At 73.2% G+C, this 14,361-nt stretch carries 13 protein-coding genes; 5 read left to right on the plus strand and 8 right to left on the minus strand.

The features are described from left to right. Nucleotides 1-5: 5 nt before the first annotated feature. Entirely contained in the window at nucleotides 6-299 is a 294-nt protein-coding gene (locus OG519_RS32245; RefSeq protein WP_386428068.1) for a WXG100 family type VII secretion target, read from the minus strand. A gap of 166 nt (nucleotides 300-465) precedes the next feature. Here OG519_RS32245 and OG519_RS32250 point away from each other — a divergent pair, with 166 nt between their 5' ends. After that, a complete protein-coding gene (locus OG519_RS32250) occupies nucleotides 466-1,989 on the plus strand; it encodes a hypothetical protein (protein WP_405591546.1) in 1,524 nt (507 codons plus the stop codon). Between the two features lie 126 nt (nucleotides 1,990-2,115). Here OG519_RS32250 and OG519_RS32255 read toward each other — a convergent pair whose 3' ends face one another. From OG519_RS32255 to OG519_RS32280, 6 genes are all read right to left on the minus strand, one after another. Then, complete coding sequence (locus tag OG519_RS32255) at nucleotides 2,116-2,859, minus strand: hypothetical protein (protein ID WP_405591548.1); 744 nt, start codon at nucleotides 2,857-2,859, stop codon at nucleotides 2,116-2,118. Beyond that, on the minus strand, nucleotides 2,760-3,320 hold the full coding sequence (locus OG519_RS32260; RefSeq protein ID WP_405591551.1) for a hypothetical protein: 561 nt from the start codon (nucleotides 3,318-3,320) through the stop codon (nucleotides 2,760-2,762). The genes OG519_RS32255 and OG519_RS32260 overlap by 100 nt, the downstream gene beginning before the upstream one ends. Next, a complete protein-coding gene (locus OG519_RS32265) occupies nucleotides 3,293-3,541 on the minus strand; it encodes a hypothetical protein (protein WP_405591554.1) in 249 nt (82 codons plus the stop codon). The genes OG519_RS32260 and OG519_RS32265 overlap by 28 nt, the downstream gene beginning before the upstream one ends. 181 nt (nucleotides 3,542-3,722) lie before the next feature. Continuing rightward, nucleotides 3,723-3,896 (minus strand): hypothetical protein, encoded by a 174-nt coding sequence (locus OG519_RS32270; RefSeq protein ID WP_405591556.1) that lies wholly within the window; start codon nucleotides 3,894-3,896, stop codon nucleotides 3,723-3,725. Continuing rightward, nucleotides 3,893-5,782, minus strand: coding sequence for an amidase (locus OG519_RS32275; RefSeq protein WP_405591558.1), 1,890 nt, complete (start codon nucleotides 5,780-5,782; stop codon nucleotides 3,893-3,895). Before OG519_RS32275 ends, OG519_RS32270 begins: the two co-directional genes overlap by 4 nt. 449 nt (nucleotides 5,783-6,231) lie before the next feature. Further along, on the minus strand, nucleotides 6,232-6,723 hold the full coding sequence (locus OG519_RS32280) for a PGPGW domain-containing protein (protein WP_405591561.1): 492 nt from the start codon (nucleotides 6,721-6,723) through the stop codon (nucleotides 6,232-6,234). Between the two features lie 357 nt (nucleotides 6,724-7,080). On the opposite strand from OG519_RS32280, the gene OG519_RS32285 reads away from it, so the two are divergent. Next, nucleotides 7,081-9,618 (plus strand): SpoIIE family protein phosphatase, encoded by a 2,538-nt coding sequence (locus OG519_RS32285; RefSeq protein WP_405591564.1) that lies wholly within the window; start codon nucleotides 7,081-7,083, stop codon nucleotides 9,616-9,618. A 75-nt stretch (nucleotides 9,619-9,693) separates the two neighbouring features. Here OG519_RS32285 and OG519_RS32290 read toward each other — a convergent pair whose 3' ends face one another. Next, nucleotides 9,694-10,500, minus strand: a complete 807-nt coding sequence (locus tag OG519_RS32290) for a DUF427 domain-containing protein (protein ID WP_405591567.1) — start codon at nucleotides 10,498-10,500, stop codon at nucleotides 9,694-9,696. A 139-nt stretch (nucleotides 10,501-10,639) separates the two neighbouring features. On the opposite strand from OG519_RS32290, the gene OG519_RS32295 reads away from it, so the two are divergent. The 3 genes from OG519_RS32295 (at nucleotide 10,640) to OG519_RS32305 (ending at nucleotide 14,272) form a co-directional block, all read left to right on the plus strand. Continuing rightward, on the plus strand, nucleotides 10,640-11,680 hold the full coding sequence (locus OG519_RS32295; protein WP_405591570.1) for an alcohol dehydrogenase catalytic domain-containing protein: 1,041 nt from the start codon (nucleotides 10,640-10,642) through the stop codon (nucleotides 11,678-11,680). A gap of 97 nt (nucleotides 11,681-11,777) precedes the next feature. Further along, nucleotides 11,778-13,385 (plus strand): Na+/H+ antiporter, encoded by a 1,608-nt coding sequence (locus OG519_RS32300; RefSeq protein ID WP_405591572.1) that lies wholly within the window; start codon nucleotides 11,778-11,780, stop codon nucleotides 13,383-13,385. Nucleotides 13,386-13,555: 170 nt separating this feature from the next. Next, the gene (locus OG519_RS32305; protein ID WP_405591575.1) at nucleotides 13,556-14,272 is read left to right on the plus strand and encodes a TetR/AcrR family transcriptional regulator; all 717 of its coding nucleotides are present in this window, start codon (nucleotides 13,556-13,558) and stop codon (nucleotides 14,270-14,272) included. The last annotated feature ends 89 nt before the right edge of the window (nucleotides 14,273-14,361 follow it).

A 14,361-nucleotide genomic window follows, 5' to 3' on the forward strand; every position in this document is an offset into this window, starting at 1 on the left:
TGGGGTCAGCCGAGGTTGGCGCCGAGCTGGTCGTCGGTCTGCGAGAACGCGTCACCGACCGACTTCACGTACTGGCCGATGCCCTGGAGGCCCTGGTTGACCTGGTCGAAGCCCTTGGCGAACTCGTCGAAGAACGGCGAGAACTTCTGCTGGGCGGCCGGGGTGCTGTAGCCGTTGGAGAGCAGGCTGGAGATCTTGCTCTTCACCTCGGAGAGCTTGTCCTGAAGCTGCGAGAAGTCGTTGAGCAGGGCCTGCGAAGTGGAGGCGGTCTCATCGGAGTTGACCTTGTAGTCGGGCATGGTGGTGCTCCTTGCTGATGATCGTGACGGTGGGATCGCTCTGTTGAGCCGTCCACCCCGCGGGGGATGGTCCGCGTGTTCGCCTCCTACACGGACGGCACCTCACGAACCGTTCAGTCGATTTTTCGAACTCTTTCCGCCGCGGTCCCGTGTACGTGGTGAAGAAGTGTCCGGAGCACCTGGGGAGAAGATGAGCAACGGCGTCGTCGCCACGGCGGTCAGCCCGCCGATATCCGTCACGGCACACCGGGCGGGAGGCGCGGGACGCGGGCTGCTGCGGGCGGTCGCGGTGCTGTTGCTCGCCCTGGTCGCCGCGGCCGCGGTGAGCGCGCCGGCCCGGGCCGACGACAGCGGCGCGCTGGTCAAGGTGTTCGTGGTCCAGGACCCGGCGCGGACCGGCGGGGCGCTCGCCGGCCTGCCGTCCGTCGCCGCGAGCACCCTGGGCGACCAGTCCCGGGCCGACGAGATCTTCGACCTCAACAAGGGCCGGGCCCAGCCGGACGGGAGCGCGCTCACCGATCCCTCGGCCCCGTTGCACCCGGGCTGGATCCTGCGGCTGCCGTCCGACGCGTCGGGCCCCGACGTGCGACTCGCCAAGGACACCTCCGGCGGCGGGGGCGGCCAGAACGGCCAGAACGGCCAGGGCGGCGCGAGCGGGAGCACCGGCGCCACGTCCGGCGGTACGGCGGCCGGTTCGGGTGGGGCCACCGGTTCCCCCGGCACCACCACGACCACCACCAAGACGACGATCCTGTCGATTCCGCTGCCGGCCGCGCTCGCACTGATCGGCGCCATTGTGCTGGCCCTGGTGACGGCGGCCATCGTGGCCCGGCAGCGGGTGCGCAGGTGGCTCGGCGGAGTCGGCCGGGTCGTCGCGAAACTCGGCGAACCGGCCGCGCGCAGGCGCACCCTGGAGGCCCGTCGCTCGGTGGGCCGGCGGTTCGCGACCGACGCCGAGTCCGTACGCCGCGCCTACGGCACGCTGGGCGAGTTCGCCCCCGCCGGGAACCGGCCGGACAAGCCGGTGCACGCGCTGCGCGTCGACCCCGAGGGCATGACCGTCTGGCTCACCGCCAACGACACCATGGACCAGCCCTGGAGTTACGTCGACGACACGCGCTGGCGGCGCGCGGGCGGCCCGGCGGACGGCCGGTGGAACGGCGTCGCCGCTGATCCCGCCGCGTGTCTGGTCCGGGCCGGTGTCGACACGGACGGCGCGCCCGTCTTCGTCGACCTCAGCCGGCTCGACGGTGTGCTCAGCGTGACCGGCGACCGGAGGGTGGCGAGCGACGTGATCCGCAATCTGCTCGCGGAAACGGCCCGCAACCGGCCGAACACCCCGGTGACCGTGCTCCAGGGTTCCGACGGCGCCCCGCCCATCCCGCTGCCGCCGGGCCTGACACCGGTGGGCCGGGTCGCGGAGCGCGGGGTCTCCCGGCGCGCCGCCGCCGCGCGCGGCACCATCCTGGGCGCCGCCTCCCGCCGCCCCGTCAGGGGCCTGGTGGTCATGGCCGGCCCGCCGACCGAGCGCGAGGCGGCCGAACTCGCCGCGCTCTGCGGGCCGGGCGGCGCCGGCTGGACCGGCCTGGTGTGCGGCGAGGCGAACGGCGCGCACTGGCGCTGGCACACCGACGCCCGCGGCGACGTGGACATCCCGATCCTCGGCGTACGCCTCACCGTCCCGGCCTGAGGCCGCCGGACGGCGGCGCCCGTCGGCAGCGGCGAGCGCCGGTCCGGTCCGACGTGGTGGAACACAGGCGACCCCGCGCGCGGCACCCGGAGGTGTCGCACGCGGGGTCTGTCGTACGGGTCCGTCCTACTGACCGGCGCTTCGGGTGAGCCGCCGGCTCACCCCCCGGTACGGGGCACGGATGTCAGTGCCGCCAACCCCCGTACGGCCGGGCGACGTGGACCGTCGCCGTGGTCGAGTGGCCCGAGCCGGCGCCAGCGCGGTGAGGAGCGCGGTGCCGTACGGCTGGTCCGCCGGCAGGGTGGCGGTGAGGCGTACGGCGCCGCGGGCGTCGGCGAGCCCGGTGGCCAGGGTCGCCGGTCCCAGGGTGAGGGAGACGCTCTCCCCGTCGCGATAGCCGGTCGCCCGCACGGAGACCGTCCCGCCGGGAGCCGGGGTTGAGTCGGACACCGTCGCCCGGCCCGGGTGGGAGAGGGCGCGGAACTCGGCGCACGCGTCGCCTTGGGCGCCGACCGGCGGCACGGGGGTCGCCGTCCCGGTGAGCCCGTCGTCCTCGCGGACGGTGACGGCGGCGAAGTCGTGGCCGCCGAGGACCGCGCCCGCCGCGTCGGAGACGGCGATCTTGTAGGCGGTGGTGGGCCCGGTGCCGGCGAGAGTGTCGCCGGTGACCGGGACCGGGACCGTCCGGCAGTGGCGCCGGGGGACGCCGGGGGAGAAGGCGACCTGCCGCATGGCGACGCCGACCTTGCCGGTGGTGGAGCCGATGACGGTCAGATAGGCGGTGACCGGGGTGGCGCTCGGCCGGGAGAGGTAGACGGCGACGGTGTCCGTGCCGGGCGCCGCGCCCTCCTCCGCCGTGGCCGCCGCCACGTTGACGGTGCGTCGCGGGTGGACGGAGGCGGCGCCGATGCCCCTGCTGTCGAAGGACAGGTCGGAGAGATAGGCGCCGCCGGTCGCCTTGCCTCCGCCCCGACCGCGGGTGTGAAGGTGACCCGGGTGAGGCGGCGCAGGTCCAGGCCCGCCTTCTTCAGCGCCGAGGTGGGCACATGGACCTGCTGGAGCACGATCTTGCCGAGGTTGGTCGAGGCGCTGGCCGGCATCCGGGTCACACCCCAGGGGTTGAGGTGCGCGACCAGATCGCTCCTGGTGTGGCCGGTGGCGTCGGTCACGCCCAGCCTCCGGTCGGTGCCGGTGGCCACACTCTCGTCGGGCGACATGTCCACCGTCAGCTCGGCGTAGCGCGACACGTCATCGCGGCCCCGCGGGACCGTGACGGCGACGGAACCGTCGGTGCCGGTCCAGGTCAGATGGGTCGTCGGGTTGAGCGGCACGTTCGGCGCGTAGTTGGCGGGGGTCCAGTACGGGACCTGCTGGTTGGTGAGGTGCTGCCCGGGTTGGTGCAGTAGGGCAGCGGCTCGGGGAGGGTACGGCCGTACTTGCTGGCGCAGACCGTCGCGGTCACCGCTCCCTGGGCGACGGTGAGCGGTGAGGCCTGCTGGAAGGTGGTGATGTCCGCGCGCAGCGAGGCAGGCTGCTGGGCGACGGTGCGCACGTCGGCGTAGTCCGCGACCGAGGCGGGCTCCTGCCCCGAGCCGTCGAACAGGCCCTGGAAGCGGGGCTGTCCGCTCAGCGTCGTCTCGAATTGATCCGGCTCGCCCGGTTGCCCGCCCGTCCCGCGCCGCCCGCCCGTCCCGCGGCGCCCGGCCGGACCGTCCGGCGTGGCGGACGCCGGGTCAGCGGGCCGCCGCGGGCTCCGCGTCGGGGTCGTCGTGCGGATAGGGGTAGAAGGCGGTGCCGAGCTTGGGCAGCCAGCCCACGGTGGCGATCGGCGTGTCGCCCTCGCCGGGATGCCGCGGCGGCAGACCCGCGTTGATCACCGGACCCCAGCCGACGGTGAGGAAGCTCATCGCAGCGCCTCCTCGGCGACCAGCGGGTCGTTGGAGAGCTCCGGCGGGGTGGCCGGCTCCACCGTCAGCACGCGCGGCGCGACCTTCGGCGCGGCGGTGAAGACCGGGTCGGGCGGCGCCGCGTTGTGGTACTGCGGGTAGTGGTCCTGGTAGTCGATGGCGGCCTGGACGATCTCCGGCTCGCTGAACCTCGGGCCCCAGAACTGCGCGGTGATCGGCAGCCCGACCGTGCTGTCGTAGCCGATCGGGAAGGAGACCATGGGCCAGGTCAGCGCGTTGGGAAGCTGGTAGTACGCACGGTAGACCGGGAAGCCGCCGCCGGCCCGCAGGCCGATCTGGGCGCCGAGCGACATCACCAGCATGAAGTCCACGCCCGCCGCGTCCAGCGCGGCCTGGTAGTTGGCCTGGAGGGTGCGGCGCCGCCGCTCGCCCTCGACCCGGACCGAGGCGGGCACCGCGCCGCCGAAGCGGGTGGCCGACTCGAAGGAGGCGGCGCTCTCGCCGGGGGCCAGCCGGCCGTACTGGGCCAGCAGGGCCGCGGCCTGGCCGGCCGGGCGGGTCGCGGCGAAGTCCTTCACCGCGTCCCAGTAGCGGATCTCGTACCGGTTGGGACTCAGCACGGCGGAGGACGGTGAGACCGGCGAGCCGTCGACCGTGGCGAGGACGTCGGCGCTGGCGAAGTAGGGGTCGTTGGCCGGCACGGTGACGTCGAGGCCGGGGAACTCCTTCACCTGCGCGCCGAGCGAGGTGAGTTGCTGCTTCAGGCGCCCGAAAGCGGCCAGGTGGTCGGCGTCGTAGAGATCCTGCGGCGAGGTGCCGGTCCTGACGCCGGCGCTGGTGCGCATCCAGTCGGTCTGCGGGATGCCGATGGTCAGGCCGGACAGCGGCTTGCGGCCCTTGCGGGCTGCCAGCGGCATGGCGGGGAAGGGATCGGGCGCGGAGAGGGTCAGCGGGTCGTTGGCGGGGTCGGGGCCGAGGATCACCGAGAGGATCAGGGACGCGTCGCGCACCGAGCGGGCGATCGGACCGAGCACGTCGTAGCCGGGGGAGAGCGGCATCAGCCCGGCGATCGGGGCGGTGCCGAGCGAGGGTTTGATGCCGCTCGCGCCGTTGGCCGCCGACGGCATCATGATGGAGCCGCCGGTCTCCTCGCCGATGCACGCCGCCGCCAGCCGTGCCACGGTCGCCACGCCCGAGCCCTGGCTGGAACCGCCGGGGACGTAGGCGGGGTGCCAGGCGTTGCCCGCGAAGGTGCCGGTGATCGAGCCGGAGAACGCCGAGCACACGGTGTGCCCGAGGATGACCGCGCCAGCCTCCCGCAGCCGGTGCACCACCGTGGCGTCGCGCAGCGCGGTGTTGCCGTCGAAGGCGTGGCTGCCGTCCTTCGCGTCCAGGCCTTTGACCGCGACCGAGTCCTTGATGCCGAAGGGGACGCCGAGCAGCGGCGGAAGCGGCTCGCGGGTGTAGCGGGCCCGGGAGAACCTGGCGTCCGCGGCGGCGGCCTCGGCCAGCGCGCCGGCCCGGTCGATCCGGACGAAGGCGTTGTAGGCGCCGTTGTCGCCGTAGGTCTCGAAGGGGCCGTTGAAGCGGTCGATACGGTCCAGGTACGCCGTGGTCACCTGCACCGCGGTGACGACCCGGGCGCGCATCAGCGCGGCGAGTTCGACCACCTCGTAGTCGACCAGCCGGGACCGCTTCCTGATGGATCCGACGGAGGGGAAGGCGGCTTCATAGGAGGCGGTCCCCGGGCCGGAGGTCTGCCCGGAGTAGGCGGCCGCCGCGACCGGAGCCGCCGCGTTCGCGGCGGTCACCGCGGCGGCTCCGGTCACGGCGGCCGCGCCGCCGAGCACCGCGCGACGGCTGAGGCCGGACCGGGGCTCGGGCACGGCGGGGGCGTGGGGTGGGGGTGCGCAGTCGGCGGCGGGAGTCGGGAGAGCGGGGCGAGCCGGGGAAGCCGTGGGAGCCGGGGGAGTGGCGGGGGCGGCGACAGAGGAGGCAGATCGGTCTGCTGACATCGACGGGCGTTCCTGTCCTCGTTCGTGCAGTGTGAAGGAAAGTCGCGAACCGTGGGGGGAATGATGGCGCGAACAGACTGTAGATCGCACCGAATATCGAACGGAAGCCCACCGGAAGTACCGTGTGAGCAGCCGGAATCGGGGGCCATATTCTTGTTTCCGCGGTGTTCCGGCGAGGTGAAAATCGCGGCTGCGCCAATGCCCCGCGAATCCGGGCCAACCATCCGCTCCCGACCGCTTTTCCGGGTCCCGGGCGGAGCGGAAAGAGATGTTTGAAACAGAAACTAAATCCTGTGAGTCACGGGTCCGTGCGGCCGCGGTTACCGGCCGGAAGGGGAGCCGTGCACCCGGCGGTAGCTCCAGCCGAGCAGACCGAAGAGGATGAAGCCGGACAGGATCAGGCTCGCCCCGGTGCTCCAGCCGTCGAAGGGCAGCCAGGACAGCAGCCGCAGGCCGACGATGACGCCGGCCACGATGAGGGCGAGACCGGCCAGTACGGAGCCGGCGATCCGCCAGACCGAGGCCACACTCCCCTCGACGGCCACCATCGCCCGGCCGCGGACCGGTTCGACGAACCGGGCCACCGCGGGCACGGCCCGCGAGAGCAGGATGAGGCCGGCCAGCACCAGCAGCAGTCCGGGGCCGGGCAGGATCAGCAGCGCCGCGCCGATCACCAGCAGAAAACCGCCCGCGGTGGCCAGCAGCACCCGCTTCAGCGGGCTGAGCCGGGACCGCGCGGACGGCCCCGTGGGGCCGCCGGGCTCATCGTCCGGCGCCGGTGGTCCGGTCTCCGCCCGCCGTGCTCCGTTCACCCGTCCACCGTAACCGGGCGGGACGCGCGGAGCGGGCCGCGACACCGCGCCTGATCGGCGCGGCTCCCCGGCCGTCCGGCGCGGCCCGGCTCCGGGCGGCCGGCGTGCCCCGCGCCGGCCGGCGCCCGGTGAGTCGCACCGGGCCGTGTCGGCGAGCGGATGCCGGGTCCCCCATGAGAGGTTGCTCTCTGTCGGCGGACCGGGACGGGGCCGCGCCGGAAGCGCGGTTCCGCGCGGGTGAGCGGCGTGCTCGCCGGCCCGCCGGGGTCGCGCCGGGCTCGCGGTCGTTCGCGTCCACTTCGCGGTGGAGAGGGAAGGTCGGGAACTGACGCCCATGGGATGGCTGCGATGGCTGCGATGAACGACCCCGGGGACGTGCTGTTCGGCAAGGGGCCCGGAGCCTTCGAACCGATGACCGCGGCGGTGGCGGTGCTCGACGCCGACGGGGTCGTGACGGGGTGGACGCACGACGCGCGGCGGCTGCTCGGCTGGTCCGCCGCGGAGGTGGTGGGGCGGCCCGTGGCGGCGCTGGTCGAGGGCGGGGACGGCGGACCGGACCCGGTGCGCGCCTTCTTGGCTCGGTTCGGTGCCGGGGGAAGCTGGTCCGGCCGGGTGCGGGCCCGGCACCGCGACGGCCGGGTGGTCCCCCTCGACGTGCGGGCCGCCGCGCTCTCGGGCGGTGCCGGCGCCGATGCCGACGCTGATCCCGGTGCCCGAGCCGGCGCCGATGCCCACGCGCGTGCCGAGGGCGGGAGCGGGAGCGGTCACGCCCCGGCGGGCTGGCTGCTGTCGGCGTCCGGCAAGGACGCGGTCGACCGGGCGACGTGGAACGCCGCGGTCTCCGAGGCGCTGATGGTCCGTTCGCCGCTGGTGGTGATCGTCTGGGACCCTCGGCTCCGCTACATCTGGGTCAACGACGCCACCGTGACCGAGAACAGGATCCCCCGCGACCAGTGGATCAGGCGCCGGATCGATGACGTGCTGCCCGGTGTGCTCGACACCCCGCCCTTCGAGGCGGCGATCCGGCGTGTCCTCGACACCGGTGTCCCCGCCCTCGACTACGAGTTCAACCGGCTGACCCCGTGGGACAGCCCGCACCGCGAGCACACCTTCACCGTCTCCTTCTACCGGCTCGACGGCGCCGACGGCGCCCCGCTCGGCGTCATCGGGCTGCGGGCGGACGTCACCGCGAGCCGCCGCGCGCGGGCGCGCCTTGACCTGCTCAGCGAGGCCAGCACCCGGATCGGCACCACCCTGGACGTCTTCAGGACCGCGCAGGAACTGGCCGACTACGCCGTCCCGCTGCTCGCCGACTTCGTCACCGTCGACCTGGCGGAGGCCGTCCCGCTGGGCGAGGAGCCGCTGGAACGCCTCGACGAGCAGGCCGGCCTGACGGCGGTTTTCCGGCGGGCCGGCGCCGCCTCGATCCACCAGGCCGCCGAGTCGCTCTGGTCCCGGGGGGAGGCGATCTACGTGCCGCCGTCCTCACCCTTCGTCGAGGTCCTGCGCACCGGACGGTCCATCCTCCAGCCGGTCCTCGACACCACACCGGGCTCCTGGATCGACGAGGACCCCGGCCGGGGCCGGGTCATCCGGGAGAGCGGGATGCACTCGCTGCTGATCACACCGGTCCGGGCGCGCGGCGAAGTGCTCGGCGTCGCGGTGTTCGTACGCAGCGAGAACCCGGTGCCCTTCGAGGAGGACGACCGGCTGCTCGCGGAAGAGCTCGTCACCCGGGCCGCGCTGAGCCTGGACAACGCCCGCCGATACGCCCGCGAGCGCGCCGCCGCCCTCGCCCTCCAGCGCAATCTGCTGCCGCGCCACCTGGACGGCGGCCCGACGCTCGAGGTCCTCTCCCGCTACCTGCCCGCGGACCTGGCCGGGGTGGGCGGCGACTGGTACGACGTCATCAAGCTGAGCGGCGCCCGGACCGCCCTGGTCGTCGGCGACGTGGTCGGGCACGGTATCAACGCCGCGGCGACGATGGGCCGGCTCAGAACGGCGGTACGGACCCTCGCCGACCTGGACCTGGCCCCCGCCGAACTGCTGGCGCGGCTCGACCGCACGGTCATCGGCCTCAACGAGGGGGACGCCGAACCCACCGCCCTGCTCGGCGGCGGACTGGGGGGCACCTGTCTCTACGCCGTCTACGACCCCATCACCAGACGCCTCCAAGTGGCCGGGGCCGGCCACCCGCCGCCGCTGATCGTCGACCCGGCCCGCGGCGTGATCCGTCCCGACGTCCCCCCGGGCGCTCCGCTGGGCCTCGGACTCTTCGTCTTCGAGTGCACCGAGCTCGAACTCCCCGAGGGCGCCACGATCGTCCTCTACACCGACGGGCTGGTCGAGACCCGCGAGCACGACATCGACTTCGGGATCGACCGGCTCGCCGCCGCCCTCACACCGTTCGACGCCCCGCTCGAGGAGCTCGGCGACGCCGTGTTCGGCACCATGGCGGTCAGCGCGATCGCCGACGACGCCACGCTGCTGCTGGCCCGTCCGCACTTCCTGAAGGACGATCAGGTTGCCTCCTGGGACCTCGCCGACGAGCCCGCCGCGGTCGGCGACGCCCGGGCGACGGCCGCCCGCCAACTGGCGGCGTGGGGCCTGACGGAGCTGATCCCCGCCACCGAGCTCATCGTCGGCGCGCTGGTCACCAACGCCGTCCTGCACGGCGCCGCACCCATCCGGCTGCGCCTGATCCGCCATGAGGTCCTGGTCTGCGAGGTCTCCGACGCCGAGGCCCGGCCGCCCCGGCCGCGGCTCGCCGGGCCCGAGGACGAGAGCGGCCGGGGCCTGGTCCTCGTCGACCGGATGAGCCTGCGGTGGGGCACCCGTTTCTCGCTCGACGGGAAGACGGTCTGGTCGGAGCAGTCGATGCCGCCGGGCTCCTGAACCCCGGCACTCCCGGGCCTGCCGGTCTTCGAACCCTCCGGTCCCCGAGCCCGTCCAGAAGCCGGACCCGCCGCGTCAGGTGCGGTGCTTCGCCTCCCAGGCGGCGCGCGACACCGGCGCGGGACGCGGCAGCAGAACGCCGTCCAGGTAGAGATCGACCTTCTCGTTGTAGAACGCGACCAGGCCCGCGATCGGGGCCAACTGCCGGGTCGGGAAGTCGTACGCCCAGACCACGTCCGTATGCCGCTCATCGCCGCCGCCGAAGGACCAGTAACCGCTGGTCGTTCCCTTGTAGGGGCACGCGGTGACGGTGTCGGTGGGGTCGAGCCGGGTCCAGTCGACGTAGACCCGGTCGAGGTAGTAACGGGTCGGCAGGCCCGTCTCGAAGACCATCACCGTGGAAGGGGCGTCAGCCACGACCGTGCCCTCGATCTCGATCCGCACCGGCCGGTTGGAGCGCAGCGCGTCGACATGTGTGTACGGGCTCCTGGGGTGGACGAAGATACGCTCGTCCTCCTCGAACCACTCGTCGACGGCGTCCCAGGTGAAGCGGGCGGTGCCGGCCAGCGCCTCGGGCGCGCCGTCCGCCCAGACCCAGGCCGCTCCCGGCCGGGTGAGCGAGCCGCGCCGCAGGGCGTGGCGGCGCGCCGGACCCGGACCCAGATGGCCGGCCCTGTCCTCGTCCGCCAGCGTGACACCGGCCGCGAGGTCGTCCACCGGAACGCAGTACTGGGGATAGGCGGGCCATTCCCACACATAGAGCGCCCGCTGTGTGTCGAACACCGGCAGGCCCTCGATGAAACCCCGGACCCGCCGGGGCGCCGGTTCGACATGCCCGACCGGCACGATCAATGACGGGTAGTTCACTGCCGCATCGGTCATGATGCCGATCCTCGCCCTTTCGCCGGAGCAAATCCAGCCGTGACGCGCCGCGCGAAGGGATGATCAGCGGATGAGGCGTGATCTAATGCCGTGCAGCCTGTCCGGTTTTCGAGGTGTATCGGATGATTCGGTGACTTCCATGACTTCCACGACTTCCATGACGTCCGCGACGTCCATGCGATCGGCCCAGCTTTCCGAGCCGGGCGGCCCTTTTGCAATCGTCGAACGCGAACTGCCGCAACCGGGCCCGGGCCACGTACGCGTCGCCGTCGAGGCGGTCGGCCTCTGTCACACCGACGACCTGTTCGTCAGCAACCTGGTGCCGGGGCTGAGGTTTCCGCTGGTCATCGGACACGAGGTGGCCGGACGGATCGACGCCCTCGGCGAGGGCGTGGAGCACTGGGAGGCCGGCGAGCGGGTCGCGGTCGGCTGGTTCGGGGGCCACTGCGGTTACTGCCGCCACTGCCGGGACGGCGACTTCATCCACTGCCTCCACCTCCAGGTGCCGGGCGTGAGCTACGAGGGCGGCCTCGCCACCCACATGGTCGCGCCGGCCAACGCCCTGTGCCGTATCCCCGAGGAGTTGAGCGCGGTCGACGCCGCGCCGCTCGGCTGCGCCGGTGTCACCGTCTTCGAGGGCCTGCGCCGCAGCGAGGCCCGGGCCGGTGACCTGGTCGCGGTGATCGGGATCGGCGGCCTTGGACACCTCGGCGTCCAGTACGCGGCCAAGTCGGGCTTCGAGACGGTGGCGGTCGCCCGCGGCGCCGACAAGCGGGAGACCGCGCTGCGGCTCGGCGCCCACCACTACCTGGACAACTCCGCGGCCGACACCGCGCAGGCGCTACAGGCGCTCGGCGGCGCCCGGGTGGTGCTGAGCACCGCGAGCAGCGTCAAGGCCATCACGGGCGGCGTGGCGGGCCTGGCGCCCAACGGCCAACTCGTCCTGGTCGGTCTGTCGCCCGAGTCGACCGGCGTCACCCCCAACCAGCTCGTCCAGCCCTCCAAGAGCCTCGCCGGCCACCCCTCGGGCACGGCGAGCGAGGTGGAGCGCACCATGCGCTTCAGCGCACTGGCCGGCGTCCGCCCGATGACCGAGACGGTCCCGCTGGAAGGCGTCAACGACGCTTACGAGCGGATGAAGTCGGGAGCCGCCCGGTTCCGTATGGTCGTCACCCCGTGAACCAGGGCGTGGCGGCGCCGGAAGGGTAACGGCCGGTGCGCCACCTGCGCTACGTGCCCCACCGGCCCCACTTGTCGCTGGACGGGGGAGCGGCGCGGTGATCGGGCTGGAGATCGTCGTCGTCCTGCTGACCGCCGTCCTCGTCCTGTCCTGGGCGGCCAGGCGACTGCACCTCACCGAGCCGGTGCTCCTGCTGGCCGGCGGGGTGCTGATCGGTCTGATCCCGCACTTCCGCGATCTGCACGTGCCGCCCGACCTGGTGCTGCTGATCTTTCTGCCGCCGCTGCTCTACGCCGAGACACTGACGATCTCCGTCCAGCAGATCCGGGCCAACCTCCGGGTGATCGTCCTGCTGTCGGTGGGGCTGGTCATCATCACCGTGGTGACGGTGGCCGAGACCGCGCACGGCCTCGGCCTCTCCCTCACCATGGCCTTCGTGCTCGGCGCCGTCCTCGCCCCGACCGACGCCACCGCGGTGGCGGGCGTGGCGCGCGGCATGCCCCGCCGGATGCTCACCACCGTCCGGGCGGAGAGCCTGGTCAACGACGGTACGGCGCTGGTCGTCTTCTCGGTGGCCGTCGGGATCGCGGTGGGCCGCCACTCCTTCGGCTGGGGCGAGACCATCGGGCGGTTCGCCCTGAGCTACGCCGGCGGGCTGGCGATCGGCGCGGGTGTCGCCCTGCTGGTGATCCTCGTCCGGCGCCGGATCGAGGACACCGGAATCGAGAGCGGGCTGAGCGTGCTCACCCCCTTCGCCGCGTATCTGCCGGCCGAGGAGGCGGGCGTCTCCGGGGTGCTGGCCGTGGTGGTGTGCGGGCTCATCATGAGCTGGGCGAGTCCGCTGCTGATCCGGGCGAGCAGCCGCCTCCAGGTGTTCTCGTTCTGGGACGTCACCTCCTTCCTGCTCAACCGCGCCCTCTTCGTGCTGGTCGGGATCCAGCTCCCCGAGGCCGTCTCCGGCCTGCACTCGCTCGGACCCGGCCGGGCGGTGGCATCGGCGGCCGCGATCAGCGGCACGGTGATCGCCACCCGGCTGGCGTATCTCAACATCACCCCGTACCTGATCCGCGCCGTCGACCGGCGTCCGCAGCAGCGGGCCCGCCGGGTCGGCGCAAGACAGCGGCTGCCGCTCGGCTGGGCCGGGGTACGCGGCGCCGTCTCGCTGGCGGCGGTGCTCGCCGTGCCGAGGCTCGGCGCCGACGGATCACCCCTCAGGGGCCGCGACGCGATCGTCTTCATCACCGCGATGGTCATCGTGGTGACGCTCGTCTTCCAGGGGCAGACACTTCCCGCCGTGGTCCGCTGGGCCCGGCTGCCGGCCGACCCCGCGGCGGACGACGAGGAGATCCTGGCCCGGCGCAGGGTGGTGGAGGTCGCCCTCGACGAGCTGCCGCGGCTGGCGGCCGGTATCGGAGCCTCCTCCGAGGTGGTGGACCGGCTCGCCGACGAGCTGGGGCAGACGGCCGACACGCTGCGGACGGCCGACGAGTCCGCCCAGCACACCGAGCTGGAACTGCGCCGGGCCCTGATCGCGGTGAAACGGCAGGCCCTGGTCGAGCTGCGGAACACCCACCGGATCGACGACTCCGTGCTGCGCCGGGTCCAGGAGACACTGGACGCGGAGGAGACCCGGCTCGAACTGCGCGGGGCGGCCGCGCGGCCCATGCCGGCCGAGACCGACGGGCCGCCCCCGCCGCCCCACTGACCCGCCGCCCCCACTGACCTGGCGGTGAATTTCCCGCCGACCGGGTGATATGGCGCAGGTCACATCGGTGAGCCGAAATATCCGGGGAGGGCATCCCCGTTTGCACCCACGTAACCGAAAGCCGGGGAGCCTCCCCGGCGCGGATGCGATCACCGACGAATTCCCGGCTGATGGAAGGAGTGTCCGTCGTGACCACCGTTGCCGACACACGAGTGCGCCGCGTTCCCGGTATGCGAGCGGACGCCCTGCGCAACCGGGACCGCATCGTGACGGCGGCCCGGGAGATTTTCGTCGAGTTCGGCCCCGAGGCCCCGCTCGACGAGATCGCCCGGCGGGCCGGTATTGGCAATGCCACCCTTTACCGGCACTTCGCCGACCGGCGCGCGCTGATCCACGATGTCCTCATCTCCGTCATCGTCCGCACCACGGAACACGCCGAGTCGGCCGCCGCCCAGGAGGCCGATCCGTTCAGCGCGCTGCGCCGCTTCGCGCACGCGGCGGTGGACGAGCGGATCGGCGTGCTGTGCGGGATGTTCGTCGGCGGGGTCGACAAGCACGCGCCGGACGTCGTCGCGGCGCGTCAGCGCCTTGAGGACACCGTCGAGGACCTGATGGAAGGCGCGCGGCGGGCCGGACAGCTGCGCGCCGACGTCACCTTGGGGGATCTCGTGGTGGCGCTGGCCCATCTGGCCCGGCCACTGCCGGGCATCGAGTGCGTCGACGCCGACGCGGCCGGCCACCGGCACCTCCAGATGTTCCTCGACGGCCTGCGGACCGCTTCCGAGATCGATTGCGCCCCGCTCCACCCCTCGGAACTGCCCGGCCCGCCGGTCGCCGTCGAGGATCTCCACCGACGCCGCTCGGACCAATCCTGTACCTACCCGTAAACCGCCGTCCCGGGCCGCCGCGCGGCCCGGTTCCCGGCGCAAGGGATTTCGTGGGACCACCTCCGGTAGCCACACCCTGACTTCTTGAG

Origin of the sequence: Streptomyces sp. NBC_01190 (assembly GCF_045039895.1) — a bacterium.
GTDB lineage: Bacteria > Actinomycetota > Actinomycetes > Streptomycetales > Streptomycetaceae > Actinacidiphila.